General features: G+C 59.0%; 23 protein-coding genes and 1 pseudogene. 11 read left to right on the top strand and 13 right to left on the bottom strand.

Features of this window, described 5'->3' with window-relative positions:
- Positions 1-43: 43 nt before the first annotated feature.
- The 3 genes and pseudogenes from RZ517_RS12350 (at position 44) to RZ517_RS12340 (ending at position 3863) form a co-directional block, all read left to right on the top strand.
- Positions 44-895, top strand: a complete 852-nt coding sequence (locus RZ517_RS12350) for an outer membrane protein assembly factor BamD (RefSeq protein WP_338548512.1) — start codon at positions 44-46, stop codon at positions 893-895.
- A 21-nt stretch (positions 896-916) separates the two neighbouring features.
- Positions 917-2562, top strand: a pseudogene (gene recN / locus RZ517_RS12345) (DNA repair protein RecN).
- Positions 2563-2621: 59 nt separating this feature from the next.
- Entirely contained in the window at positions 2622-3863 is a 1242-nt protein-coding gene (locus RZ517_RS12340; protein WP_338548511.1) for a lytic murein transglycosylase, read from the top strand.
- A gap of 54 nt (positions 3864-3917) precedes the next feature.
- Here RZ517_RS12340 and RZ517_RS12335 read toward each other — a convergent pair whose 3' ends face one another.
- Both RZ517_RS12335 and RZ517_RS12330 read right to left on the bottom strand, forming a co-directional pair.
- Positions 3918-4943, bottom strand: a complete 1026-nt coding sequence (locus RZ517_RS12335) for a Fe(3+) ABC transporter substrate-binding protein (RefSeq protein ID WP_338548510.1) — start codon at positions 4941-4943, stop codon at positions 3918-3920.
- A 126-nt stretch (positions 4944-5069) separates the two neighbouring features.
- Positions 5070-6788 (bottom strand): chloride channel protein, encoded by a 1719-nt coding sequence (locus tag RZ517_RS12330; protein ID WP_422395582.1) that lies wholly within the window; start codon positions 6786-6788, stop codon positions 5070-5072.
- A gap of 90 nt (positions 6789-6878) precedes the next feature.
- Here RZ517_RS12330 and RZ517_RS12325 point away from each other — a divergent pair, with 90 nt between their 5' ends.
- Positions 6879-8255: an FAD-binding oxidoreductase gene (locus RZ517_RS12325; protein WP_338548508.1), complete on the top strand. Its 1377-nt coding sequence runs from the start codon at positions 6879-6881 to the stop codon at positions 8253-8255.
- Positions 8256-8506: 251 nt separating this feature from the next.
- Here RZ517_RS12325 and RZ517_RS12320 read toward each other — a convergent pair whose 3' ends face one another.
- The 3 genes from RZ517_RS12320 to cobT form a co-directional block, all read right to left on the bottom strand.
- Positions 8507-8848 carry a DUF427 domain-containing protein gene (locus RZ517_RS12320; protein ID WP_338548507.1) on the bottom strand — a complete coding sequence of 114 codons (342 nt, stop codon included), beginning with the start codon at positions 8846-8848 and terminating at the stop codon, positions 8507-8509.
- A 65-nt stretch (positions 8849-8913) separates the two neighbouring features.
- On the bottom strand, positions 8914-10737 hold the full coding sequence (locus RZ517_RS12315; RefSeq protein WP_338548506.1) for an aminopeptidase P family protein: 1824 nt from the start codon (positions 10735-10737) through the stop codon (positions 8914-8916).
- A 157-nt stretch (positions 10738-10894) separates the two neighbouring features.
- Positions 10895-12772: a cobaltochelatase subunit CobT gene (cobT, locus tag RZ517_RS12310; RefSeq protein ID WP_338548505.1), complete on the bottom strand. Its 1878-nt coding sequence runs from the start codon at positions 12770-12772 to the stop codon at positions 10895-10897.
- An 86-nt stretch (positions 12773-12858) separates the two neighbouring features.
- Here cobT and RZ517_RS12305 point away from each other — a divergent pair, with 86 nt between their 5' ends.
- The gene (locus RZ517_RS12305) at positions 12859-13056 is read left to right on the top strand and encodes a hypothetical protein (RefSeq protein WP_338548504.1); all 198 of its coding nucleotides are present in this window, start codon (positions 12859-12861) and stop codon (positions 13054-13056) included.
- A gap of 17 nt (positions 13057-13073) precedes the next feature.
- On the opposite strand, the gene cobS is transcribed toward RZ517_RS12305, so the two are convergent.
- Positions 13074-14060, bottom strand: coding sequence for a cobaltochelatase subunit CobS (gene cobS / locus RZ517_RS12300; RefSeq protein WP_338548503.1), 987 nt, complete (start codon positions 14058-14060; stop codon positions 13074-13076).
- A 143-nt stretch (positions 14061-14203) separates the two neighbouring features.
- On the opposite strand from cobS, the gene RZ517_RS12295 reads away from it, so the two are divergent.
- From RZ517_RS12295 to RZ517_RS12275, 5 genes are all read left to right on the top strand, one after another.
- On the top strand, positions 14204-14749 hold the full coding sequence (locus RZ517_RS12295; RefSeq protein ID WP_338548502.1) for a sigma-70 family RNA polymerase sigma factor: 546 nt from the start codon (positions 14204-14206) through the stop codon (positions 14747-14749).
- Positions 14746-15438 (top strand): anti-sigma factor, encoded by a 693-nt coding sequence (locus RZ517_RS12290; protein ID WP_338548501.1) that lies wholly within the window; start codon positions 14746-14748, stop codon positions 15436-15438. Before RZ517_RS12295 ends, RZ517_RS12290 begins: the two co-directional genes overlap by 4 nt.
- A 105-nt stretch (positions 15439-15543) precedes the next feature.
- Positions 15544-16101 (top strand): fasciclin domain-containing protein, encoded by a 558-nt coding sequence (locus RZ517_RS12285; RefSeq protein WP_338548500.1) that lies wholly within the window; start codon positions 15544-15546, stop codon positions 16099-16101.
- A 130-nt stretch (positions 16102-16231) separates the two neighbouring features.
- Positions 16232-16702: a peptide-methionine (R)-S-oxide reductase MsrB gene (gene msrB, locus RZ517_RS12280; RefSeq protein WP_338548499.1), complete on the top strand. Its 471-nt coding sequence runs from the start codon at positions 16232-16234 to the stop codon at positions 16700-16702.
- A gap of 117 nt (positions 16703-16819) precedes the next feature.
- The gene (locus RZ517_RS12275; RefSeq protein WP_338551147.1) at positions 16820-18040 is read left to right on the top strand and encodes an MFS transporter; all 1221 of its coding nucleotides are present in this window, start codon (positions 16820-16822) and stop codon (positions 18038-18040) included.
- An 11-nt stretch (positions 18041-18051) separates the two neighbouring features.
- On the opposite strand, the gene RZ517_RS12270 is transcribed toward RZ517_RS12275, so the two are convergent.
- From RZ517_RS12270 to moaA, 5 genes are all read right to left on the bottom strand, one after another.
- Positions 18052-18675, bottom strand: coding sequence for a J domain-containing protein (locus RZ517_RS12270; RefSeq protein WP_338548498.1), 624 nt, complete (start codon positions 18673-18675; stop codon positions 18052-18054).
- Positions 18676-18821: 146 nt separating this feature from the next.
- Complete coding sequence (locus tag RZ517_RS12265; protein WP_338548497.1) at positions 18822-19205, bottom strand: DUF4177 domain-containing protein; 384 nt, start codon at positions 19203-19205, stop codon at positions 18822-18824.
- Positions 19206-19298: 93 nt separating this feature from the next.
- Complete coding sequence (locus RZ517_RS12260; protein WP_338548496.1) at positions 19299-20342, bottom strand: glycosyltransferase family 4 protein; 1044 nt, start codon at positions 20340-20342, stop codon at positions 19299-19301.
- A 35-nt stretch (positions 20343-20377) separates the two neighbouring features.
- On the bottom strand, positions 20378-21658 hold the full coding sequence (locus RZ517_RS12255; protein WP_338548495.1) for a 3-deoxy-D-manno-octulosonic acid transferase: 1281 nt from the start codon (positions 21656-21658) through the stop codon (positions 20378-20380).
- A gap of 19 nt (positions 21659-21677) precedes the next feature.
- Positions 21678-22685, bottom strand: a complete 1008-nt coding sequence (moaA, locus tag RZ517_RS12250; RefSeq protein ID WP_338551146.1) for a GTP 3',8-cyclase MoaA — start codon at positions 22683-22685, stop codon at positions 21678-21680.
- A gap of 88 nt (positions 22686-22773) precedes the next feature.
- Between moaA and RZ517_RS12245 the strand changes: the two genes are divergently transcribed.
- Positions 22774-23274: a hypothetical protein gene (locus RZ517_RS12245; RefSeq protein ID WP_338548494.1), complete on the top strand. Its 501-nt coding sequence runs from the start codon at positions 22774-22776 to the stop codon at positions 23272-23274.
- A gap of 2 nt (positions 23275-23276) precedes the next feature.
- Here the strand turns inward: RZ517_RS12245 and RZ517_RS12240 are convergent, their stop codons facing one another.
- Positions 23277-23987 (bottom strand): DNA alkylation repair protein, encoded by a 711-nt coding sequence (locus RZ517_RS12240; protein WP_338548493.1) that lies wholly within the window; start codon positions 23985-23987, stop codon positions 23277-23279.
- On the bottom strand, positions 23984-25807 hold the full coding sequence (gene glmS / locus RZ517_RS12235; protein ID WP_338548492.1) for a glutamine--fructose-6-phosphate transaminase (isomerizing): 1824 nt from the start codon (positions 25805-25807) through the stop codon (positions 23984-23986). The genes RZ517_RS12240 and glmS overlap by 4 nt, the downstream gene beginning before the upstream one ends.
- Position 25808 lies beyond the last annotated feature (1 nt).

Here is a 25808-nt window from a genome sequence, read left to right as displayed (position 1 = left end):
GCGAAGACCCTGTGGCGTGGGTTACTAAAGGGAACGTGCAAGCATGACTGGCGGCAAATCGCGGATTTGGTTGGCGTCCCTGGTGGTGAGTGCAGCGATCCTTGCTGGTTGCAGTGGAATCAGTGGCAAGATTGACCGTGGTCAGGTTGACTATGAGAACTTCACGGCGGAGCAGATTTATGGTCGCGCCGAGTTTGACCTGGCACGCGGTCGCAATGAGCAAGCTGCCACGCTTTTTGCCGAAGTAGAGCGGCTCTACCCCTTTTCTGAATGGGCCAAACGCGCTGTGATCATGCAGGCTTTTGCGCATCACAAGGATGAGGATTACGAAAACAGTCGCGCCGCGGCACAGCGTTACATTGACGTCTATCCGACCGATGGCGACGCGGCCTATGCGCAATATCTTTTGGCGCTGAGCTACTATGATCAGATCGACGAAGTGGGCCGTGATCAGGGGCTGACCTTTCAGGCTCTGCAAAGCTTGCGCGAGGTGATTGAGCGCTATCCGGACAGCGAATATGCCAGCTCGGCGATTCTCAAGTTTGACCTCGCCTTTGACCATCTTGCGGCGAAGGAAATGGAGATCGGGCGCTATTACCTGCGCCGTGATCATTTCACGGCTGCGATCAACCGGTTCCGTGTGGTGGTTGAGGATTTCCAAACCACGACTCATACCGCCGAGGCGTTACATCGTCTGGTCGAAGCGTATCTGTCGCTTGGTCTGACCGATGAGGCCCGCACAGCCGGGGCTATTCTTGGCCATAACTTCCAGGCCACCGAATGGTACGAAGACAGCTATACTCTGCTGACAGGTCGCGGTCTGACGCTGGAGGCGGCGGGCGACAACTGGTTGCGTCAGGTTTATCGTCAAATGATCCAGGGCCGCTGGCTCTGATCCGCTGGCAAGGGGCGCTCTATGCTGCGCGCGCTTGATATTCGTGACATCCTCATCATTGACCGGCTGGAGTTGAACTTTCAGCCGGGCCTCAATGTGCTGACCGGTGAGACCGGCGCGGGCAAGTCGATCTTGCTTGATTCGCTCGGGTTTGTGCTGGGCTGGCGTGGGCGGGCGGATCTCGTGCGGCAAGGGGCCGAGCAGGGGGAAGTGCTGGCTGAGTTTGACCTGTCCCCGGATCATCCTGCCCATACGGTGCTCCAAGAGGCGGGTATCCCGTCGGACGACACGCTGATTCTGCGCCGGGTTAACACCGCTGAAGGGCGCAAAACAGCTTGGGTCAATGACCGGCGCTGTTCGGGTGAGGTGCTGCGCGCCCTGTCCGAGTGTCTGGTGGAACTGCACGGGCAGCATGATGACCGTGGATTGCTCAACCCGCGAAGCCACCGGGACCTGCTTGATGCTTTTGGAGAGCTGGAGGCGCCGCGAGAGGCTGTGCGACTCGCTTGGCGGGCGCGCGCTGCGGCGTACAAGGCGCTGGCCGAAGCTGAGGCGGCGCTGGAGAAAGTACGCGGTGAAGAGGATTTCCTGCGTCATGCGGTGGCTGAGCTTGATGCGCTGGCCCCCCAAGCCGGGGAGGAGGCCGACCTTGATGCGCGCCGCCGCCTGATGCAACAGGCCGAGCGCATTCGCGAGGATATCGCACGGGCCAGCAGCACGATCAGCGATGGGGCCGAAAATGCGGCGGGTGAGGCGCTTCGCTGGCTCGAAGGTGTCGCGGACCGTGCCGAAGGGCAGCTTGATGCGCCCATTGCAGCCTTGGGGCGGGCCTTGGCCGAGTTGGATGAGGCCGCCAGCGGTGTGACCCGCTGCCTGGAAGCGCTCAGCTTTAACCCGCTGGAGTTGGAAGAGGCCGAGGAGCGCCTCTTTGCCATCCGTGCACAGGCGCGCAAACATGATGTGGCCCCCGATGATCTGGCGGAGTTTGCCGAGCGCCTGCGCGCGCAGCTTGCGGCTCTGGACCAGGGAGATGCCGATCTTGCCGACTTGAAGAAGGCGACGCAAGGGGCTGATAAGGCGTATGAAAAATCTGCAGGTACTTTGAGCAAGGCGCGCGTCGAGGCCGCCAAGGCTTTGGATTCGGCTGTTATGGCCGAACTTGCACCGCTCAAGATGGAACGCGCGATATTTGCCACGCAAATCGACGCCACCGATCCCGGCGAAAGCGGAACCGACGCCGTGACCTTTACCGTGGCGACCAACCCGGGCGCACCGGCGGGGCCTCTGGGAAAGATTGCGTCGGGTGGTGAACTGAGCCGCTTTCTTCTGGCATTGAAGGTCTGCCTGACGGAAGGGCAATCGGGTTTAACCATGATCTTTGATGAGATTGACCGGGGGGTGGGGGTGCGACTGCTGATGCCGTGGGCCGTCGTCTGGAGCAACTGGCCGAGGATGGTCAGGTCCTGGTCGTAACGCATTCCCCTCAGGTGGCCGCACGCGGCGCGCATCATTGGCGCGTGGAAAAACGCGTTGAAGGCGAGGCTACGCTTTCGACCGTGACGCCGCTGGCAGACGATGCGCGCGTGGATGAGATCGGTCGCATGCTGTCGGGCGACAAGATCACGCCAGAGGCGCGCGCAGCGGCAGAGGCGCTTATGGCCGGGTGAGGCGTTTGCGCCTGCGGTCCTGGTTGATAGAATACCCCAAAAGCATCCAGAGCAGGGTCATGCGCAACTTTTTTCTAAGCTTTATATGTTTGCTGAACCTCTCTGCAGGCTATGCCATAGCGCAAAGCCGCGTCGAAATAGAGGCGCAATATCAAACCTGGCTTGCCCAAGACATCTGGCCTGAGGCTAAGGCGCGCGGTGTCTCGCGCACCACGTTTGATCAGGCGTTCAACGGCGTGCGGCTCAACTGGGACCTGCCGGATCTCGTGGTGCCGGGGCAGACAGCCAAGACCCCGAAACAGCAGCGTCAGGCCGAATTCGGCAGTCCGGGAGGCTATTTCAATCGCGGCAGCGTGGATGGAGCAACCGCTGTGGGCCGCCAGATGGCGCGCACCCATGTTGGCACGCTGGCCCGGGTCGAGCGCGAAACCGGCGTGCCGGGGCGGATCATTCTGGGCATCTGGGGGCGCGAAAGCGGCTATGGCCGTGTCGACATCCCGCATAATGCGTTTGAAGTGCTGGGCACGAAAGGGTTCATGAGCAGGCGGGCGGAATACTTCCGGGGCGAGCTTATCGCCGCTCTAGAGATTGCCGAGGCGGGTCATGCAGGCGGTGTGCGTCTCAAAAGCAGTTGGGCAGGGGCGCTTGGTCAGCCGCAATTCATGCCATCCAATTTCCTGAAATACGCGGCAGATGGCAACGGCGATGGCAAAGCCGATATCTGGCGCTCTGAGGCGGACACGATTGCCTCCATCGCGCGCTATCTGGCGGAGCATGGCTGGGTCAAAGGGCGTGACTGGGGATTTGAGGTACGTGTGCCTGCGTCGGTGTCTTGCGCTTTGGAAGGTCCTGATCAGGGGCGGCGCATTTCAGACTGGGAGGCCATGGGCATAACCCGCGTCTCGGGCAGACCGTTCCCGGACCATGAGCTGAAAGGTGAGGGATTCCTGATGATGCCCGCAGGCCGCAATGGCCCGGCTTTTATCGTGACGCCGAATTTCTATGTGCTGAAAGATTACAACACCAGTGACCTCTATGCGCTGTTCGTGGGTCATGTTGGCGACCGCATCCAGTTTGGTGTGGGAGATTTTGGCGCGCCCTGGGGCAAGGTTGGGGGGCTGTATCGCTCGGATGTGGCTGCAATGCAGGCCGCCTTGGTCGAGATGGGGCATGATGTGGGCGGGGTCGATGGCCTTCCGGGGTTCAAAACCCGCCGGTCGATTGGCCGTTGGCAAGAGGCGACGGGGCAGGCGGCGACGTGTTTTCCCGAGGCGCAAATGAAAGCGCTTCTTGTGAAATAAGCGAGGCCGGAAAATTTCGAATTTACCGGCCCCTCTCAGAAAAATCTGCAGTGCTTACTGCCAGCCAACCGCGTTGAAGATCTTCTGTGCTTCGGGCAGGTTCTTGGCCACGTCCGACAGGCTGACCTCGTCGGCCTTGAATTCGCCCATAGCTGCTACACTATCAGCCAATGGCACATCCTTCACGGCGGGGAATTCGTCATTGCCCGCCGAGAAATACTGTTGCGCGCTGTCACTGGCGAGGTATTCTAGGAACTTGATGGCATTCTCCTTGTTGGGCGCATGCGCAGCCACGCCGCCGCCTGAGAGATTCATATGTGTGCCGCGGTCACTTTGGTTGGGGAAGACCCAGCCGAGCATTTCGGTTGACCCGGAAAGCCCGTCGACATCTTTGCGCAGTGAACGGGCGAAGTAATAGGTGTTCGACACGGCAATCTCGCATTCACCCGAAACAACGCCGCGCAGCTGGTCGGTGTCGCCACCTTGGGGTTCGCGCGCCATGTTGGCGACAACACCTTCGGCCCAGGCCTTGGCAGCCTCTGCGCCGTCATGGGTGATGATGCTGGCCAACAGGGTCTGGTTATAGACGTTGCTGGACGAGCGGATGCAGATCAGACCTTTGTATTTAGGGTCCGCCAAATCGGCGTAGTTTTGTGGCGGTTCGCTCACATCTGCTTTGTCATAGAAAATGATCCGACCGCGTTGTGAGAACCCGAACCACTGGTTGTCGCTGTCCTGCAGGTTGCCTGCCACGCGTTCTTCCAGAACGGCGCTGTCAATCGACTGTAGAATGCCAGCGTCTTTGGCGCGTTCCAGCCGTGAGGTGTCGACAGTGAGCAGCACATCCGCTGGCGAATTCTCACCCTCGGCGGCCATGCGCTGGATCAATTCATCGCCTTTGCCTTCGATGCGGTTGATGGTGATGCCGGTTTGCTCTTCGAAGTCCGAATAGAGCCGTTCGTCGGTGTCATAATGGCGCGACGAGTAGAGGTTCAATTCGCCTTCGGCATAGGCAGGCAGGGCGGTGCAGGTCGCAAGGAGCAGGGCGGAAACTGTGCGGAGTGGTGTGATCTGTGCCATGTGAGAGGTCTCTTTTAAATCCAACTATATTTGTCAGGTAAGCGAAACAACCATGAACCCGCAAGTCTTTTCTTGATCGTTTTTGTCGGAAAATATGTCGCACACCAAAATGAGCGTGTCTTCGCTTTAGCTGTGCTCTTCTTCAGACACCGCCGCCATCCCACGGTTATAGGCCTTGAGCGCGTCGACATGAAACAAGACACCGCGCAACTCCGGCTTGGCGTTTTCACCCGTCAGGCTCACGACTGGTAGGAACGGCGTGGCAGACCGGTCAAAGATGGGCATCGCGGTTTCCAGTGTCGCGTTGGCATCGATGTAGAGCCCTTCCTCGATCTTGGCCCAGCAGGTGTCGGGATCGATGGCTTTCGCATCTTCCAGAGGCTGCATAATACGTGATACCCGATACATCGACAAAAGATAGGCATGTGGCCCCGCGGCAAGGTGAATGCCGCGTCGCTCAATCTGTGTCAGGAAGAACGAACGCTTGACCAGCCGCGCGCTGAGCGCCGTGGACATTGATACGGCGACCATCACGGCAAGGCCGGTTTGCCAGTCACCGGTCAGTTCAAACACAATCAGCGTGGTTGAGATCGGCGCGCCAAGCACCGCCGCCGCGACAGCGCCCATTCCCGCCAAGGCGTAGAGCGTGCTGGCACCAGAAATGTCAGGCAGGATCGAGGTGGCGACAATGCCAAAAGCCAGTCCCGTCATTGCGCCGACCATAAGCGAGGGCGAAAAGACGCCGCCGCCCATGCGTCCGCCTATGGTGATGGCCACGGCAGCGACCTTGACGATGGTGAAGACGACCACCTCATGCAAGAGGAGCTGACCGGTGAGCGCGGCTGAGGTGGTCTCGTATCCAACGCCGATGATATGCGGGAACCAGATGGCGATGACACCTAGCATGAGACCCGCCACCGCCGGACGCAGCCAGCGGGGCAGGCGGCTGCGCACCTGCACGGCGCTGGCCCAATCATCGGCGAAGAAAATGGCGTGCATGAGCGCTGTGGCCACCAATCCACAGAGCAGGCCTAGCAGCAGAAAGGCCGGTAATTCGACGTAGAACTCCAATGCGCTTGCTGTGGGCAGCATGAATTCTGTCACGTCGCCGAATTCCAACCTGTTGATCACGGTGCCTGCCACAGAGGCAATCACGATGGGCGCAAAGGCGTGCAAGGCAAAGTGGCGCAGCACCACTTCCAAGGCAAAAAGCGCACCGGCAATGGGGGCGTTGAATGAGGCTGAGACTGCGGCAGCCACGGCACAGCCCAGAAGGTCCCGCCCGGTGATCCCGTTGGCATGAATGCGGTTGCTGACCCAGGTGGAGATGACCCCGGCCATATGCACCACAGGCCCCTCGCGACCGGATGAGCCACCCGTGCCCAGCGTGATCATCGAGGCCAGCGCCGAGGCGGCCCCGGCGCGCATTTCGACCCGTCCATCGTGGAGTGCGGCGCCTTCGATCACATCCGCCACCGAACGCACCCGCGCATCGGGCGTGAAGTTGTGCAGTATAATCCCGACGATCAGTCCACCTATAGTCGGGATCAGCACCAGCCAGTACCATGGCAACGACTGGGCAAAGCTATGGATCATGGTGATGTCTTCGACACCGTAAACCAGTTGCTGAAGCGCGGTGATGCCTTTGCGGAAGAGCAGGGCAGCGAACCCTGCGGCAATCCCGATGGCGAGGGCGATGAACCAGAACTGGATCTGGCTTGGCCCTTGCTTGCGCAAGGCCTTCAATCCCGCTTTGCTGCTGCCCTTGACTGCGCGCCAGCGGCTGCGCAGGAAGCCTCGCAAGGGGTCACGGGCCGGAGGAGGGATTTGCGGATCGTTGGTCATAACGCTTGGATGCCGGCCCATGTGGGCGCTTTCCCCCAAAAGGCACATGGCCTAGTGTGGCGCAGGGCGACTATCCGGGGGGACAAAAACATGGGCATCCAGGACGCAATTGGTGAACTGTCTTCTCTCTTAGGCCAACGGCTCAGCCGGTCCAAGTCCGATCTGGAATTGCATGGGGCCAGTGAGACGCATTTTCCACTGACGCCACCCGATGCAGTGGCCTTTCCGAAAACGACGGAAGACGTTGCGCAGATCGTTGAGATTTGCGCACGGCATCGTTGCCCGGTTATCGGGTTTGGAACGGGCACCTCGCTGGAAGGACAGAGCCAGGCACCTGAGGGCGGTGTGACGGTCGATTTTCAGCATATGAACCAGATTCTTGAGGTGTCCCAAGGCGATATGTTTGTGCGCGTGCAGCCCGGTGTCACCCGCGAAGCGCTCAACGAAGAACTGCGTGCCACAGGGTTGTTCTTTCCGGTCGATCCCGGGGCCAATGCCTCACTGGGCGGGATGGCCTCAACGCGCGCGAGCGGCACGACTGCGGTGAGATACGGCACGATGCGCGACAATGTTCTGGGACTGGAGGTGGTTACGGCCAAGGGTGAGGTGATGCGCACCGGGACACGCGCGCGCAAATCCTCGTCGGGCTATGACCTGACCGGGTTGATGGTCGGCTCAGAGGGCACGCTGGGCCTGATCACCGAGTTGACGCTGCGCCTGCATGGCATCCCAGAGGCGACCTCGGCCGCTGTCTGCGCCTTTGAGGATGTGCCGCAGGCGGTTGAGACGGTGATTGCGACTATTCAGATGGGCGTGCCCATGGCGCGGATCGAACTGATGGATGCCGACAGTGTACGGGCGGTGAACGCCTATGCCGGATCAGACTTGGTCGAAAAGCCGCATTTGCTTTTGGAATTCCATGGCTCGGACAGTGCAGTGGCCGAGCAGGCCGAGATGTTTGGTGAGTTGGCACAGGATTTTGGTGGCTCAGGCTTTCAATGGGCCGCAAAGCCCGAGGATCGCACGGCGCTCTGGTCCATGCGCCACAACGCCTATCACGCGATCCTCGCCAGCCGCCCCGGCGCGCGCTGTCTGGTGACGGATATCTGCGTGCCGATCTCGCGTCTGGCTGAAGCGGTGGAAGCGTGTCGCGCGGATTTGCAAAGCTCGGAGATCGAAGGGCCAATCCTGGGCCATGTGGGGGACGGGAATTTCCATGCCTGTTTGCTCTTTGATGAGGCGAACGAGGAGGAGCGCGCGCGCGTTCTTGAGGCCTCCGAGCGGCTTGTTGAGTTGGCTCTTTCCATGGGCGGCACAGCGACCGGAGAACACGGCATCGGCATTGGCAAACGCCGCTATATGGAACGCGAACACGGGGCAGGCTGGGCCATGATGGGGGCGATCAAAGCGGCGCTGGATCCGGATAACATTATGAACCCGGGTAAACTGGTGCCGCCTCGGAATTGAGGGGCGTGCCGTTTTTGAGCTCAACGTGAGCAGAGCTTCATCGCTCCAAAGGCACGGAATCAAGGGCCGCAGGCCCGCCGTGCCAGCGACGGACCGGCCCTATGGGCCGTCGCTTTGTTGACGTCAGCGCCACGAATATTCGGCGTAAAGGCTTGGCGGAGATAAAGCGCGCCGATCACAGTAAGGATGCGCCGTCCCCCGGTCCGTCGCTGGCACGGCTTTTCAAAGTCCTTTGCTTCAAAACAGACCCCTCAAATCTCCTCTACCGTCACCTTGTCGCTGGCATAAAACGCCAGGTGATCCTTTATCCGCGCCACGTCGTCCTTTGGGGCCTCATAGCTCCACGCGGCATTTTCAATCGTCTCGCTTTTGGTGACGATGGAAAAATAGCTGGCATCACCCTTATGAGGGCAATGGCTGCGGTGATCGGTGGCGTCCAGAAACGCCATAGCGATATCACTGCGCGGGAAATAGATCACGTCGGGATACTCTCCCTCACTCAGTACCAGTGCGTCTTTGGATTCGCCCAGAACCGCACCGCCGGCGCGGACGCTCCAGGTGCCTGGTGCCTTGGTGATCGTGATCTTTGTCATGCGTTTTCCTTCCCCGGTCGTACGTGTCTTTTATTGTTGTCACCTATCGGTGTCACAGGACTATGTCACAGCGGTTCGGTCGCCGCCAGAAGCCATTCGCGCACAGCACCGGTGACGCGCGGCGCAACCTTTTCCCGACAGGCGGCGTGATAGGCATTGAGCCAGTCACGTTCTTCCCGGCTCAGCCAAACTGTGTTGATCAGCCTCTTGTCTATGGGCACGAAATTGAGCGTCTCAAAGGCCAGGAATTCACGGGCATCTGCGCCGGGCAGGGACGGGGCCTCGGTCACGTAAACAATGTTTTCGATGCGAATGCCAAACGCCCCTTCCCGGTAGTAGCCCGGCTCGTTGGAGACAATCATCCCCGGCTCAAAGGGTACGGAGGAGACCCGCGAGAGCCGCTGTGGCCCTTCATGCACGCACAGATGCACACCCACACCGTGGCCCGTGCCATGGTCATAGTCTTGCCCGGCGGTCCAGAGCGGGAAGCGGGCAATGGCGTCCAGATCACGGCCCGCCAGCCCCTTTGGCCAGCGCACGCGGCTCATGGCGATCATGCCTTGTAGCACGCGGGTGTAGGCGGCGCGTTCCTCGTCTCCCGGTGTGCCAATGGGCAGAGTGCGGGTGATGTCCGTGGTGCCATCTTCATACTGCCCGCCGCTGTCGAGCACGAGAAGCTCACCCTCTTGCAGCGTGCGGTTGCTGGCCTCAGAGACGCGGTAATGGGGCAGGGCGCCATGCGGGCCGGAGCCTGCAATGGTGTCAAAGCTGATATCGAGAAGCTTGCCGGTGTCCCGACGACAGGCCTCCAGCTGACGCACAACGTCGATCTCGGTGAGTGAACCGGGGGTTTGAGCGTCAAACCAGCACAGGAAGGTGCACATGGCTTGGGCATCGCGCAGATGGGCCTCCGTGGTCGCGGCAATCTCGGCCTTGGTCTTGCGTGCTTTTGGCAGAACGCAGGGGTCTTCGTCGAACGCATGCGCCACACCAGCGGTTTCAAGTGCATCCACAACCGCCTGTGGCGCGCTGGATTTGTCCACGCGCACTGGACCTGCGAGGGTGGTCAGTGCTTTGGTGAAATCAACGGGCGGGGCAATTTCAACGTCATTGCCCAGATGCGTCTGCACGTCCGCGCTTAGCTTTGTCGGATCAACAAAAAGCGCGACCTTGCCGCTGTTGTGCAAAATGGCAAATCCATGCGCCACCGGGTTGCGGGGAATATCGCTGCCACGGATGTTCAAGAGCCAGGCCAGCGAATCCGTCAGCGTGATGACCGCCGCTGTGTGCCCGGAGGCTTTTAGGGCCTTGGCCAGTTCGCTGCGCTTCTCGGCATGGGATTTCCCGGCCAATGCCTCGGGATAGACGCGCACGGCCCCGTGCGGCGGGGCGGGGCGATCCGGCCAGATGCGATCCACAAGGTTCTCTGTCGGAACAAGACTGATGCCGCCGTCTTTCAGACCTTTTTCAATCGCTTCCAATTGTTCTGGCGTATAAAGCCAGGGGTCAAACCCCACCTTGCCGCCATTGGGTAATGCGTCTTTCAACCAGTCGGCCGGTTTTGTCTCGGGCCAGTTCACCGGGGTGAAAACAGACGTATCCGCCTGCGCCCGCACCTGTGTGCGATAACGGCCGTCAACAAAGATCCCCGCTTTTTTCTGCAAAGCAATACAGAACCCCGCCGAACCAGTGAACCCTGTGACATAGGCCAGCCGATCATCACAGGACGCGACATACTCCCCCTGATGCGCATCGGCACGCGGGATCATGAAGCCGTCCAGACCGTCGCCACGCATCACCTCGCGCAGTTTGTTCAGTCGCGGTGGGCCCTGATCGGGAGAGGCGGTTTCGGTAAAGGATTGGAAGACGGTGTCTGGCGTTTGGATCATAACGTAGTGCTAGAGAACCGTGGCGGGCAGATCAACGGGGGTTTTGGCAATACAAGCACAAACCAGGGTCGGTAGGGCGGGCTTCAGCCCGCGACTTGGCTGATATGCCGGGGTGAACCCCGGCCTATGGGCCTGACCCGAAAATCCACAACCGATATCAACTCGCCTTACGCATCCCCATGACACGTGCTCGGGCGCGTGGATCGCTGTCAAAGAGTGCTGCCAGCTGCTCGGTCATCGCCCCGGCCAGCTGATCAGCATCTGTGATGGTCACGGCGCGCTGATAGTATCGCGTCACGTCATGGCCGATGCCAATCGCAAGCAGTTCCACCTGACGGCGTTTTTCCACCATGGTGATCACGTCGCGCAGGTGTTTTTCCAGGTAATTCGCAGGGTTAACGGACAAAGTTGAGTCGTCAACAGGCGCGCCATCGGAAATCACCATCAGGATTTTACGGGCCTCGCGCCGGTTTACCAACCTCCGGTGTGCCCATTCCAGCGCCTCGCCGTCGATATTTTCCTTCAAAAGGCCTTCCTTCATCATCAGGCCCAGATTGGTCCGGGTTCGGCGCATGGGCGCATCGGCGGATTTGTAGATGATGTGGCGCAGATCATTGAGACGCCCGGGCAGCTGTGGGCGGCCTTCATTGAGCCACGCCTCGCGGCTTTGTCCGCCTTTCCAGGCGCGGGTGGTAAAGCCCAATACCTCTACCTTCACGTTGCAGCGTTCGAGCGTGCGTGAGAGAACGTCAGCGCAAATAGCAGCGATGGAAATCGGACGCCCACGCATCGAGCCGGAATTGTCGAGAAGCAAAGTCACAACCGTGTCGCGGAACTCGGTGTCTTTCTCCACCTTGAAGCTCAGCGGTGTGGTGGGGTTGGCCACCACGCGCGCTAGGCGGCCAGCATCAAGAATGCCTTCTTCGCGGTCAAACTCCCACGAGCGGTTCTGCTGCGCCTGCAGGCGACGTTGCAGCTTGTTAGCCAGACGGCTTACCGCGCCCTTGAGCGGCTCTAACTGTTGGTCGAGATAGGCGCGCAGACGTTCCAGCTCGACCGGTTCTGCTAGGTCTTCGGCGTGGATTTCTTCATCAAAACCAATGTTATAGACGGCATAGTCGGGATCAGCGTCCGAGATGGGCTGCGGCGGAGGCGGCTCTAGCGGAGCCTCGCCTTCGGGCATCTCGGTTTCATCGCCCATTTCCTCGTCAGCCATGTCATCCATGCTGACCTGGGCCTGAGCTTCGTCCTGCTGATCTTCCTGGCTTTGCTCAGGGTCGGCATCTGCCTCGGATTCGTCGCTGTCATCGTCGCCGGTGCTTTCCGGCTCGTCATCCTGTTCGGTCTCTTGCTCGGCCTCGTTTTCCTGTTCATCGTCGATGGAGTCAGGGTCATCGCCAAGCTGATCCCCATAGCCCAGATCGTCAATGATCTGCCGGGCGAACCGGGCAAAATCCGTTTGATCAGAAAGCTTTGCTTGCAGATCTTCAAGTGTGCCACCGGCTTGATCCTCGATAAAACCTTGCCACAGCTCCATGACGTTGGCCGCCCCTTCCGGAAGGTCGCGTCCCGTGGCCAGATGCCGGATCAGATAGCCCGCAGCCGTGGCCAATGGGGCCTCTGAGGCATCCTTGATCTGATCGTAACCTTTGCGCATCGCTTCAGCGCCGATCTTGGCGTCGATGTTGCTATGCGTGCCGGGCATGTCGCGCGCACCCATCGCCTCGCATCGGGCGGTTTCCATCGCCTCATAAAGATCGCGCGCCATCTCACCCGGGGGGCAATAGCGGCTGTGCAGACCTTCATCATGATACTTGTGCCGCATGGCAAGGGCATCGGCCGTGCCGCGCGCTTGCAAAACCTCATCCCGGGTCATCCGGCGGCTCACCTGTGGCAAGCGCATTGTGTCGCCTGACAACCCGGCAGGGTCGACCGAATAGGTCACGCTCAGTTCGGCGTCATCCGCCAAAACCTTGGTGGCTTCGGCGAGGGCCTTTTTGAACGGATCAGCAGGGTTGTCGGTGGGTTTGGTCATGATGCTGTTTGGTTAATCATGTATTAAGGGCGGGTTTGCAATGGTGTGGTCGGATGACTATGTTTTTGACAGGAGCGGAGTGCCGAATGGCTAAGAATACCGAAAACCACACAATCCAGCTTCTGCGCGAGATGCGCAAGGAGATGAAAGAAGGGTTCAATGAAGTGAACCTTCGCATCGACGGTCTGACGTATATCACGACCATGTTGGCGGGTAATATGGGTGGGCATGACCAGCGCCTTGACGAGTTGGAAGCGGCTATCAAAGACCTTCAAAAGACTTAGAGACGCCCTTACACCCATCACCCCAAACTCGTGCTCGCAGCGCTTTCCGGCAGTTCCTCGTCAAAGCAGCGCTGATAGAACTCCGCCACGGTCTGACGCTCCAGCTCATCGCATTTGTTCATGAACGTCAGGCGGAAGGCATAGCCCACATCGCGGAAGATATGTGCGTTTTGTGCCCAGTTGATGACTGTCCGGGGGCTCATAACGGTGCTGAGATCCCCATTCATGAAGGCCGTGCGTGTCAGGTCCGCGACCGTGACCATCTGGCTGATGGTCTTGCGCCCGGCCTCGGTATTCATCACCGGGTTTTTGGCAATGACAATGGCGGTTTCGGCGTCATGGCTGAGATAGTTGAGCGTCGCCACAAGGCTCCAGCGGTCCATCTGGGCTTGGTTGATCTGCTGCACCCCGTGATAGAGACCCGTGGTGTCGCCAAGGCCGACGGTGTTGGCTGTCGCAAAGAGGCGGAAACAGGGGTGGGGCGTGATGATCTCGTTCTGGTCCAGAAGCGTCAGCTTGCCGTCATGTTCCAGCACGCGCTGGATGACAAACATCACATCGGCGCGGCCCGCATCGTATTCGTCGAATACAATGGCCACGGGATTGCGCAGTGCCCAGGGTAGGATGCCCTCGTGGAATTCCGTCACCTGCTTGCCGTCACGCAGCTTGATGGCGTCTTTGCCGATCAAATCAATCCGGCTGATATGGCTGTCCAGGTTCACCCGAACGGCAGGCCATTTGAGACGCGCGGCGATTTGTTCGATATGAGTCGATTTGCCCGTCCCGTGATATCCCTGGACCATCACACGGCGGTTGTGAGAAAAACCAGCCAGAATGGCCAGCGTCGTGTCGGGGTCGAACTTATAGGTGCTGTCAATCTCAGGTACGCGATCGGAGGCCTCGGCAAAGCCTTTGACCGTCATGTCGGTATCAATCCCAAACATGTCACGAACCGAGATTTCCTCGGTTGGTTTTACATCGCGGTCCACGGTGCCGTCGGCCATCTGCCTTGTCCTTCAATCATCGTCTGTTCGCTGCGTCTCGCTGTGCAACATATCGCTCGGAAGGGCAAGGGAAAGGGAAAGATTTACTGGCCGCTCCCCGCAATGCGCCCTAGGTTTCTACAGGCAAGGCGCGAAAGCTAAGAATGGATCGCAAAGAGCTTGAAACACTGATTGCCAAATGCGCTCTGGGAGACCGGGCTGCGTTTGACGCGCTTTATGCAGCGACCTCGTCGAAACTTTTTGGCATTGTTTTGCGTATCTTGAAGACTCGGGCTGAGGCTGAGGAGGTGCTGCAGGAAGTGTATGTCAAAGTCTGGCAGAAGGCGGATCATTACGCGGCGGGCGGATTTAGTCCAATGACCTGGTTGATTACGATTGCGCGAAATGCGGCCATTGATGCGTTGCGGCGGCGCAAAGGTGGCTCCGAGGCTTTGTCAGAGACGGTTATCAACACGGTGCCAGACGCTGGACCCGGGCCAGAGGTGCTGGCGGTGCAGGCCGGAGAGCGGGCGCGCTTGATGGGCTGCATGTCCGAGCTGGAACCGGATCGTGCAGAGGCGGTGCAGGCCGCCTATCTTGAAGGTGACAGCTATGCAGACTTGGCGGATCGGTATGATGTGCCGATCAATACGATGCGAACCTGGCTGCGTCGCAGCCTGTTGAAACTAAGGGAGTGCCTGTCGCGATGAGCGCAGACGCAGACAAAGATGACGATCAGGCCCTGGCCGCGGAATATGCGCTGGGCCTCATGTCTGCTGAGGAGACGGCAGCGTTTGAAGCGCGCCTGGCCTCTGAGCCTCCGTTGCGCACGGCCTATGCGCAATGGGCCGAGGATTTTGCGGCGATGGCCGAGGATATTGCAGAAGAAACGCCGCCCTCACGGGTGCGTGTGCAGATCAACGCGCAATTGTTCCCCGACGCAAGGCCAGAACGGCGTAGTTGGTTTGATCGGTTTGGTCCTGGAATCCTGGTTGCTGGCGCTCTGGCGGCGGTGTTGTTTCTGACGGTGGATTTGCCCGGGCAGGGCGTCTCACCGCCACTCAATCCAACGTATACTTCTGATATCGCGACAGAGGATGGCTCTTTGGTTGTGCTTGCGGGCTACGATGCCAAGGCGTCAGAGCTCTATGTGGAACGTGTGGCAGGTGCCGCTCGTCCCGGGCGCGCATTAGAGCTTTGGCTGATCGCTGGGGACAATCCCCCCGTTTCTTTGGGTGTTCTGCCCGAAGACAAAGCCGCACGTTTATCCGTTTCGCCCGAACTTGTCGCGGCGCTTGAAGGTGGCGTTCTGGCAATTTCGGATGAGCCTTCGGGGGGATCACCGACGGGGGCACCGACGGGTGAAGTTTTGGCCACAGCTCCTCTGTCGAACGTCTGATTCCAAAAAAATCACACCAAGGTGAAACTTTCTCTTTTGGCCTGCGTGACTTCTGGTGTGGTCAGGCAAATGGCCTGGCTTCGGGTCAAAAGAGGAGACACCCAAATGACTAATTTCAAGAACATCGTCGCAACCGGAGCGGTTTGTATTGCAGCCACGGCGTCTGCCGTCTTTGCGGGCAACCCAGACGTCGGTGGGGCGCCTATGTACGCGTCCAAGAACATCATTGAGAATGCCGTAAATTCCGCGGATCACACCACGCTTGTGGCCGCTGTCACGGCTGCTGATTTGGTCGATACTTTGATGGGCGAAGGTCCATTTACGGTTTTCGCGCCGACAAATGATGCCTTTGCTGCTTTGCCCGAAGGCACAGTGGATGCGCTCTTGAAGCCTGAGGCCAAGGAGCAGCTAACGCAGGTTTTGACCTGTCACGTCGTGGGCGCGGATGCGATGAGCACCGCCATCAAAGGCATGATTGATGATGATGGCGGCAGTCATGTGGTTCCCACGCTAGGCGGCTGCATGCTCAACGCGACATATGATGGTGATGCCATCATGCTTGAGGACGAGCAGGGGCGCATGATCTCGGTGACGATCGCTGACGTGCAGCAATCCAACGGCGTCATCCATGTGGTCGATCAGGTTATTCTCCCGGGCAAGTGACGAGTGACACCCCGGAGAGCGGTGCAACAGGCGCACCATCTGTCCCCCGGGGCGCGCGGGGCAGGAGGGAGACATGGATAACCATGCCTGCCCCGCAACTTACCCATAGGTCGAGAAAATGGAGAGAAATATGCAACGACGGGCATTCATTCTTAGTGTTCTGGCTGGGGGCTTTGGCCTTGCCAGTTATCGCGCGAATGCAACGGAAGGCGCGTTTGAAATCACCCGCACGGAGGCCGAATGGCGCGCCATGCTGACTGAGGTGGAATATCTGGTCATGCGCGAGGAAGAGACCGAGCGCAAATTCAGTTCGCCGCTCAACAAGGTGTACGATCCGGGAACATATCACTGTCGGGGCTGTGATCTGGCGCTCTATGCGTCTGAGCACAAATATGACAGCGAAACCGGCTGGCCGAGCTGGTGGCAGGCAATGCCGGATGCCATCGGCACCAAACCGGACCGGTCATGGTTTATCACGCGCACCGAGTGCCATTGCCGCCGCTGCGGCAGCCATTTGGGGCATATCTTCGACGACGGGCCAGAGCCGACCGGCGAGCGGCACTGCATCAACGGGGTAAGTTTGGTGTTTAGGGCAGCCTAGCGGTTCTTCAAAAACTCCAGAGCTTAGGGTCATTTCCGACTCTCAAGTCGCGAATAGAAGCGACAGCGGAGAGTGCGCCGTCATCGTGACGTGATTGAAACAGCGCATCGGTCCGGCATGTTCGAGCGTCGAATCCCTGAATGGCTTCGCCATGCCCCAGTCCCCTCTCTGAAGGGGTTCGCTGTGCTGGCGGCTGCGGAATCCGTGGCCCGTGGCGTGCTGGTTTCGGTCTTTCCTTTGGCCATGTACCAAGCGCTGGACGATGCGCAGGTCGTATCGCAGGCTTATTTTATCATCGGAATTTTGTCTTTGTTAGCCGGGTTGCTCGTGCCCTGGCTCAACCGGATCATTCCGCGTCGTTGGCTTTACAGCACGGCAGCAGCGACATTCGTGGTTGGTGCACTCTTTGGAGCTTCGGGAGGCACTGGTGTTGTCATTGCGCTGGTTCTCATTTCGGTGGCGACCGTATCGTTGTTTGTGTGTTTCAACGCTTATGTGTTGGACTACGTGGCCCGGGTCGAACTGGGCCGGTGCGAGACTTTGCGCATGTTCTACAGCGCCTTGGGTTGGACATTGGGCCCGGTTGTAGGGGTGGGCCTTATGGAATGGTGGGCGCCAGCTCCCTTCATTGTTGCGGCCCTGGCCGCTTTGATCATGCTTGGCGTCTTCCTTTTCATGCGGCTGGGCAATGGTAAGCTGATCACCCGTGCGAAACGCACCACCGCCAATCCGATGCGCTATCTGGGACGGTTCTTTCGTCAGCCGCGCCTGGTGGCTGGTTGGCTCTTTGCCGTGGTGCGATCCTGTGGGTGGTGGATCTATGTTGTCTACGTGCCTATTTTCGCGGTGGAAAGAGGGCTTGACCCGCAAACCGGGGGCATCATGCTTTCGGTCACCAATGGCATGCTTTTTCTCACACCGTTCATGCTGCGCTGGATGCAGCGCAACTCAGTTCGCATGGCCGTTCGGTCTGGGTTTCTGGCCTCGGGCGTGTTGTTCCTGAGCGGTTGGATGATTGAAAGCCAGCCAGTTGTTGTTCTGGCTCTGCTCTTTGCGGGATCCGTATTCCTGGTGCTGCTCGACATTAGCGGTGGGCTTCCCTTCCTGATGGCGGTCAAGCCATCAGAGCGCACCGAGATGTCTGCCGTTTATTCCAGCTATCGCGACGTGTCGGGCATCCTGACCCCGGGTGCGGCCTGGATGGTTTTGCTCATCGCGCCGCTGTCGGGCGTATTTGCGGTGGGCGGCGCAGCACTCTTGGGATGCTGGGCTTTGGCTGGGCGGTTGCACCCAAGACTTGGCGCGCGCCGAATGGCGCCAGCTCCGGCTGAACAATAAAGCCCAGTATCTTACTTGAAATTCCGGCTTTGCTTGATCTGGTCCCAGGCCCAGACGACTTGTTGCAACTGTTCTTCCTGGCTTCTGTCGCCGCCATTGATGTCAGGGTGAAGCACCTTGATCAACGCTTTGTAGGCTTTGCGAATTTCGGCTTTGGTCCAATTGTCCTTGGCCTCGAGAATTTCAACGGCACGGCGTTCAGTGGGGGGCAGCTTTCGCTGGCCGCCCCGGTTTTTGCCCGGATTTTGCGTGGCATTGCCGCCCAGAACTTGATGCGGGTCCTCAATGCCAAGCCTGGCCCAGGCGCGGGCCTCGGGGTCGGACATTGGTTTCGTCTGGCGCTCCCAAACCTTGTCTGATGACATCTGTGCGTTGATTTCCGCCTCGGTGGTGCCGTTAAAGAAGTTCCATCGCAGATTGTATTCACGCACATGATCTTTGCAAAACCAGTAGAAGTCATCCAGCACGTCAGGCGCCTTGGGTGCGCGGTACTTGCCCGGCTCATTGCAGCCGTCAAAGTCACATATCCGAGTGGAGGTCTCGGACGCACCGGACATGCCCCTGCGTCCGCGGGGGTTCTTCTTCTTTGCAGAAGAGACGGACATGTCGAATCCGAAAGGATCTTCTTTGGGCATGTGACTTCCCTAGGTGACTCGGAGCAGAGAGTTTATGTCATTGGCAGGCGAATAGAAGGGGTGAATTCAGAAAAAGTTCGGTGATGTCTTGTCCGTGCTGGGTTCAGCGGGACCTTGCCAGTCCCAATTGCCAAATTTTTAGGCATTCAGACCTTTTCAGCCTCTGGTTCTTCGGTTTCAACGGCGTCTTCGACAGAGTGCATCTCGTCCTGCGACATGTCGTCCTCCAGCTCGTCATCATGGTCCTCTGAAAGATCAGCTTCGTCTTTTTGGGCTTCCACCAAGGCCTCAATCGCATCGGCCTCGGTCAATCTGCGGAACACCAGAACACTGCGATACACTGTTTGCGTAGAGGTCAGACCCTGCCGCTCTTCGCTCGGCAATATATCGGCGCGTTGAAACTCCCAACCGTCAGCGGCCAGTTCATTCATCGCAGTTTCCAGAGCATGGGCAAATCTGGCCTCCGCTCCTTTGAGACCACGTTTCTTCTTGCCCTTCGCGGGAGCGGGAATGACCTTGTATTCGTACATGAAAAACGCCTGCCTTGGTCCAAATGAAGCCGGTATCCTAACCTTGTACGGGACACATGCAAGGGCTTAAAGCGTCCGGCCTTTTTGTACGGTCTACCCTTTGGCCCAGAGGTCTTCGTATACCTTTGAGATTTCGTCTGCTTCTCGCACAGAGCTGAGTTGAAACATGGCCGCTTCCTGCGCGGAATAGGACATGGTGTCGAGCCGCTCAGGTGCGTTGAGCAGATCGGAAAGGGTATTTACCGTCGCCTGCTGATCTTCATCAGGTACAATCACGCCACAACTGCCTTGCGCCGAAAAGCTCCGGTAATACCCTTGATCCGTGGCCACGAAAGGCACGCCTGAGGCCATGCCTTCGAGCGGGGTCATGCCGTATCCTTCGTAGCGTGGCAGTTGCACCACCAAAGAGAGCGCCCGCATCAGTGCAGGCAGCTCGGAGGCAGGCATTTCACCTGGAAAGAGGATGCGGCCGGATAGTCCGGCTTGTTCAATTTTGCTTTGCAATCGCTCAAGAAACGCCTGATCGGATCGAGCGGCGCGCCCCACAACCAAAGCCGTCAGGCCTGGGTGCTTGGGCAAAAGCGCAATCATCGCCTCGACAAATCGATCCGTGCCTTTCTCACGTCGGATACGTCCAATCGTGGCAATACCATGCGTGCCGGGAAAGCCAGTGAGCGACCACGCGTCGGCTCGGTCGCGTGCGGGATAAAACGTGTCAGTGTCCACGCCGTGTGGGGCGATACCGCGCACATTGGGCACGAAACTCGCGGCTTCTACGGTCGTTGCAATCACCGCATCCATGCGCGAAATCAGCCAGCGCGGAAAGGCCGAATGCCGCCGGATGGCCGCCGAGGTGAAGACGATTTTTACCGGCAGGCGCAGCACATCTCGCGCCCAGAGGGCCGCGCGCATTTCGGTGTTGCGGCGGACATGCCAGATGGTGAAAGGGCGGTCCTTGGGGCGTAGGCGCGATAACGAGATGGCCTTGGATTTGGAGATCGGGTCCGGGCAGCCGAGTAGGGGCTGACCTGCCAAGGCAAGGTCATATGTCTGCATATGCTGACGAACCACGTTGGCCGCGGTCGCGGACACGCCGGTAAAATTCCGGTTGAAATTTGTGACGATCAGCTCTGGCACGGCGCCACGCCCCCAACGTTGATGCGCTTTTGTGACTACCCCAGCCCCAGAGCCTTGGAAAGGGTCTGCGCAAAACTCCCAAGCTCATCGGATTGCGCGGCGGCAAATGCGCTAGCAGTGTCGCGGTGTTTGGCCAGCTCGTCTGGGCTTTGGGCCAATTTGGTGATCGTTGCCCCAAGCGCCTGGGCATCTGCCACCTGCTGCGCGGCGCCAGCGGCGTGCAGATCGGCATAAGTGTCGCCGAAATTGGCATAGAGCGGCCCGTGCAGGATGGCCGATCCGGCGTAGGCGGGTTCATAGGGGTTGTGCCCGCCGACATCCGAGAAGGACCCACAGAGACATGTCAGCGGACACAGGCGATACCACAGCCCCATCTCGCCAAGGGTGTCGGCCAGATAAACCTGGGTCTGTTCCTTGATGGGCTCAAATTTGGATCGACGGGCTGATAGCAGGCCTGCATCGCCAATCAGTCTTTCGATATCATCCGCTCGCTCGGGATGGCGCGGAGCAATGACGAGCAGAGCGTCCGGTCTTTCCTTCAATAAGGCCCGGTGCGCGTCCAGCACGATCTCATCCTCGCCGGGATGCGTGGACGCGGCCAGCCAGACGAATCGCGTACCGTTGGTTTTAGTCGTCTGGCTGAGCGCATGGTCATCATAGGGCAGTGGCCCTGCAAGCGATTTGAGATTCACACCTTGTGTGGCGTGGATGAATCCCAAAGACCTCATATGCGCTTGAGTGCGCGCATCCTGACAATGGATCATTGTAAAATGCTGCATCAGGTATTGCGCCGTCGTGCGAAACCGCGCCCAATTGCGCGCGGAGCGATCCGAAATACGCGCATTGATCAGGGCGATGGGAATGCCCGCTGCGTGCGTTTCAAGGAGCATCTGAGGCCAAAGCTCGCTCTCCACAAAAATAGCGGCGTCGGGCCGCCAGTGGGTGAGGAACCTTGTGACCGCCGCGAGGGCGTCCAGCGGAGCAAACTGATGCTGCGTTCTGGGGGGAAGGCGGCGGCCTACAATTTCTGCTGACGTGGCAGTACCTGAGGTGATGAGAAACGACAGGTCGGGCACATCGCGGCCCATCTGCTCAATCAGGCGCAATACCGACAGGCTCTCGCCCACCGAGGCCGCGTGAAACCACAAGAGCCTGCCATCGGGACGGCCCGCAGCGGCATGGCCCATCCGCTCGGGTATGCGCGACGGATCTGTGCCTTGGTCCTTTAACTTTCTAGCGACCCGGCGGTACGCCAAAGGTGCCACAAGATTGGCCGCACTCCGGTAGAGGCGCACGGGCAGGGGCGCCTTAGTCATTGTGGGTTTTGCCTGATCATCAGCCGCCGGTGTGGCTCATGTGGCGCGACACGCGCCCATCCACGGTTTGGCGGGAATAGTCGAAATCATGGCCTTTTGGTTTGCGCTCAATCGCGGCGCGAATGGCGTCCTCCAACGGTGTGTCATTGCCGGGATTGTTGCGCATCGGCGCACGCAGATCGGCCATGTCCTCCTGGCCCAGACACATGTAAAGCTCTCCTGTGCAGGTCAGGCGCACGCGATTGCAGCTTTCGCAGAAATTATGGGTGAGCGGTGTGATGAAGCCGACCTTCTGACCGGTTTCTTCCAACTCGACATACCGCGCCGGGCCGCCGGTGCGCTCGGCGAGATCTTTGAGCGTGTATTGTTCAGCGAGCCGCGTCCGCAGATCGGACAGTTTCCAGTATTGGCCCAACCGGTCCTCATTGCCGATATCTCCCATCGGCATGACCTCGATAAATGTCAGGTCCATGTCGCGGGATTTGCACCATTCGACCAGGGTGAACAGTTCATCTTCGTTAAAATCCTTGAGCGCCACGGTGTTGATCTTGACCCGCATGCCAGCGCGCTGAGCGGCATCAATGCCTTTCAGCACCTGAGGCAAACGCCCCCAGCGTGTAATGTCCGCAAACTTCTGTTCGTCGATTGTATCAAGCGACACATTCACCCGCCGCACGCCGGCCGCATAAAGATCGTCGGCAAAACGCTCCAGTTGCGACCCGTTGGTGGTCAGCGTCAGTTCCTTGAGGCTACCGGCCTCAAGGTGGCGCGTCATGGCGTTGAAAAACATCATGATATTGCGCCGCACGAGTGGCTCACCGCCGGTGATGCGCAGCTTTTCCACCCCGAGCCGTACGAAGGTCGAGCACATGCGATCCAGCTCTTCCAGAGTCAGCAGTTCTTTCTTGGGCAGAAAGGTCATGTTTTCCGACATGCAATACACACAGCGGAAGTCACACCGGTCGGTGACTGAGACGCGCAGGTATGAAATTGCGCGCTGGAATGGATCGATCAATGGGGCCGTCATAAAGGGGAAGGTAAGCAAAACCGCACGGTGCGACAAGAGGGTGATGTCGGTGATTGAAGTCACGGTCACGGCGGCCTAGTCTTAGGGTATGCGACATGTATTTTTGGTCATTTTGTCCAGTTTCGTACTCGTTGGCTGTGCTGTGCTGCCCGAAAGCTGGCGTCCCGCGGCGGATAAGTCAGATCAGGCGACAAGTGAAGACAGCGAATTGCCCTCCGAAGCGCAAGCATCTGGCGGTGTCGCGCCGCCAGCAGATGCGCGCACCGTCGAGGCCTTTGACACAACGACCAAACAAGAGCGCGCCGCGGCGGTGGTCGGGCCCTCGGGAGGAGAAAAACGCCTTGGCTCTACGATAGCAGCCTTAGGTGATGTGGCTGAGCCGGGGCTATGGATCAAAACGCCGCTGGTGGATGCGCCTGCCAAAGGACGGGTTTCGCACGCACCGACGGGCAGTAGTGTGGCTGTTGATCTTATTCCGCTTGAGGCCGATGCTGGCGCCGGAAGTCAGCTTTCGCTGGCGGTAATGCGGCTTTTGCAAGTGGGATTGACGGATTTGCCAGAAGTTGAAGTGTATCTTTCAGGAAGCTGAATTTACAAATATTTTTCGGCTTCTTTACGGGCAAACCGTTTCATCTGTGGCGCATGTTCGAACATGAACGCGCGCACACGATCAGGATCATGCTTTGACAAGTCGCGCAGCCACCAGGCCACGGATTTCTGAATGAACCATTCCGGGTCCTGGACATAGGCTGCGGCCCATCCCAAAACACGCTCCCGCGCGGCGTTCTCATGCGGCTTGGGGTGGTTTTGTTTGGTCAGTGGCAGAGTGATGACCATTGCGGCGCGACGGGTCCAATGGCTTTGCGAACGTGTCCACGTCTCGATCTCATCCAGCCGCGTGAGGTCTGCCATGAGACGCTTTTGCCCCGCCATCATGGCGTGATCGGCAATGGCCCAGCTGTCAAAATCGGGCAACCAGCTTGTGATTAGGCTCCAGACACCCTCATCCGGGGTGATCCGCGCTTGCGTGAGCAATTTGGCCGCAGCCAGCCGGGCCTCGAAGATGTTTGTGGCCCATAGGGATTGGGCGAGTACCACGCGATCATTAACCTGCATAGACTGCCGCCAGTTTTTGGCCAGATCATTCAATGCTGGGTTTGGCACGCCCAAATAGGTGCGCGGGACCTTGTGATACCCCGCCATGCCGTCGGCGCGACCGGGTTCCACATGCGCCCGTAGAGCGTCAAGCGCTGTTTCAAGTGAAAGTGGCCCGGAACCTGTGTCCGGGGCAGGCGCGCTCATTCCACAGTCACCGATTTGGCCAGATTACGCGGTTGGTCCACATCCGTGCCTTTGGCGACCGCGGTGTGATAGGCCAAGAGTTGCGCTGGGATGGCATAGACAATCGGTGTCAGCACTGGGTCGACTTGCGGCAAGACAAGCGTCATCCATGTGTCTTCACCTGCGGCCTCGGCCCCTGGAGGATCGGTGATGAGGATCACCTTGCCTTCGCGCGCCATCACTTCTTGCATATTCGAGACGGTCTTGCCGAACAGCGCGTCCTGCGGGGCCATGACAACAACAGGCATTTCCTTGTCGATCAATGCGATAGGCCCGTGCTTCAACTCTCCAGACGCATAAGCTTCGGCGTGTATATAGCTGATTTCTTTTAGTTTTAATGCGCCTTCCAAGGCCAGGGGATACATCAGGCCACGCCCGAGAAAGAGCGCGTTGTCTGAATTCGCCAGACGGCTGGCCGCTTTGCGGAAGTCGTCATTGGTCTCAAGCGCAGTGTTGAGAACCGCGGGAATGGCGCGCAAACGAGAGAGTACTTCTTTCAGTTTTGTTGCCTCTATCTCGCCTCGGTCCGACGCAGCTTTGAGCGCCAGCAAAAGCAACACGGTCAACTGACAGGTGAAGGCCTTCGTTGAGGCCACACCAATTTCTGTGCCAGCAAAGATGGGCAGGGCAACATCGCTTTCGCGGGCAATTGAGCTTTCGGGCACGTTGACCACCGACAGGATTTTGGTGGCCTTGCCTTCGCAGTATCGCAGGGCCGCCAACGTATCGGCCGTCTCTCCTGATTGGCTGACAAAAAGGGCGGCGGTACGGTCCGATACCGGAGGCTCACGATAGCGGAATTCAGACGCAATATCGACCTCGACGGGCATACCGGCCAGTTGTTCGAACCAGTATTTGGCCGTGAGGCACGCATAGTAGGCCGTGCCGCAGGCCACCATGGTGAGCCGATCATAGGCCTTAAAATCAAGGCCCGCCTGCGGCAGATTCAGCGTGGCACCATCTTCATTCAGATAGTGGCGCAGCGCATCGCCTATCACGCCGGGTTGTTCGGCGATTTCCTTGGCCATGAAATGTTTGTGCCCGGCTTTGTCCACGCGGGCGTTATCCAACTGCACGGTGCGAATTTCGCGGTTGGCCAGAGTGCCGTTTTCATCCTTGATTTCAACGCTCTGCCGGGTGATGACCGCAATATCGCCCTCTTCGAGATAAGCGATACGATCTGTGAGCGGGGCCAGCGCAATCGCGTCCGAGCCGACATACATCTCACCCTCGCCATACCCAATGGCCAGCGGGCTTCCCTTGCGGGCTGCCACAATAAGATCATCCTCGCCATCAAACAGGAAACACAGTGCATAAGCACCATCAAGCTGTGCGATTGTCTTGCGCGCAGCAGTCACCGCGTCGTCGCCGTCTTGCATATAAGCGTTGACCAGCATCGCCACGGTTTCAGTATCCGTATCGGTCTCATTGGCCAGCCCCTTGGCGGCCAGTTCGCTGCGCAGCTCAAGATAGTTCTCGATGATCCCGTTATGTACCACGGCCACGGGTCCGGATTTATGCGGATGGGCGTTGGCCACATTGGGCGCGCCATGGGTGGCCCAGCGGGTATGACCGATACCCGCTTTGCCCGGCAGGGGGTCATGCACGAGCAGGTCCGACAGGTTCACCAGCTTGCCCACTGCACGGCGGCGGTCGAGTTTGTCTTTGTTGATCGTCGCGATGCCCGCGCTGTCATAGCCGCGATATTCCAGCCGCTTCAGCGCTTCTACGAGGGTTGGAGCAACCTCATGCTCGCCGAGAACACCAATAATCCCACACATA

Origin of the sequence: Roseovarius sp. S88, from assembly GCF_037023735.1 — a bacterium.
GTDB classification, from domain to species: Bacteria; Pseudomonadota; Alphaproteobacteria; order Rhodobacterales; family Rhodobacteraceae; genus Roseovarius; species Roseovarius phycicola.
Note: the sequence above shows the minus strand (reverse complement) of the source record. Positions and strands in the feature narration are given on the sequence as shown.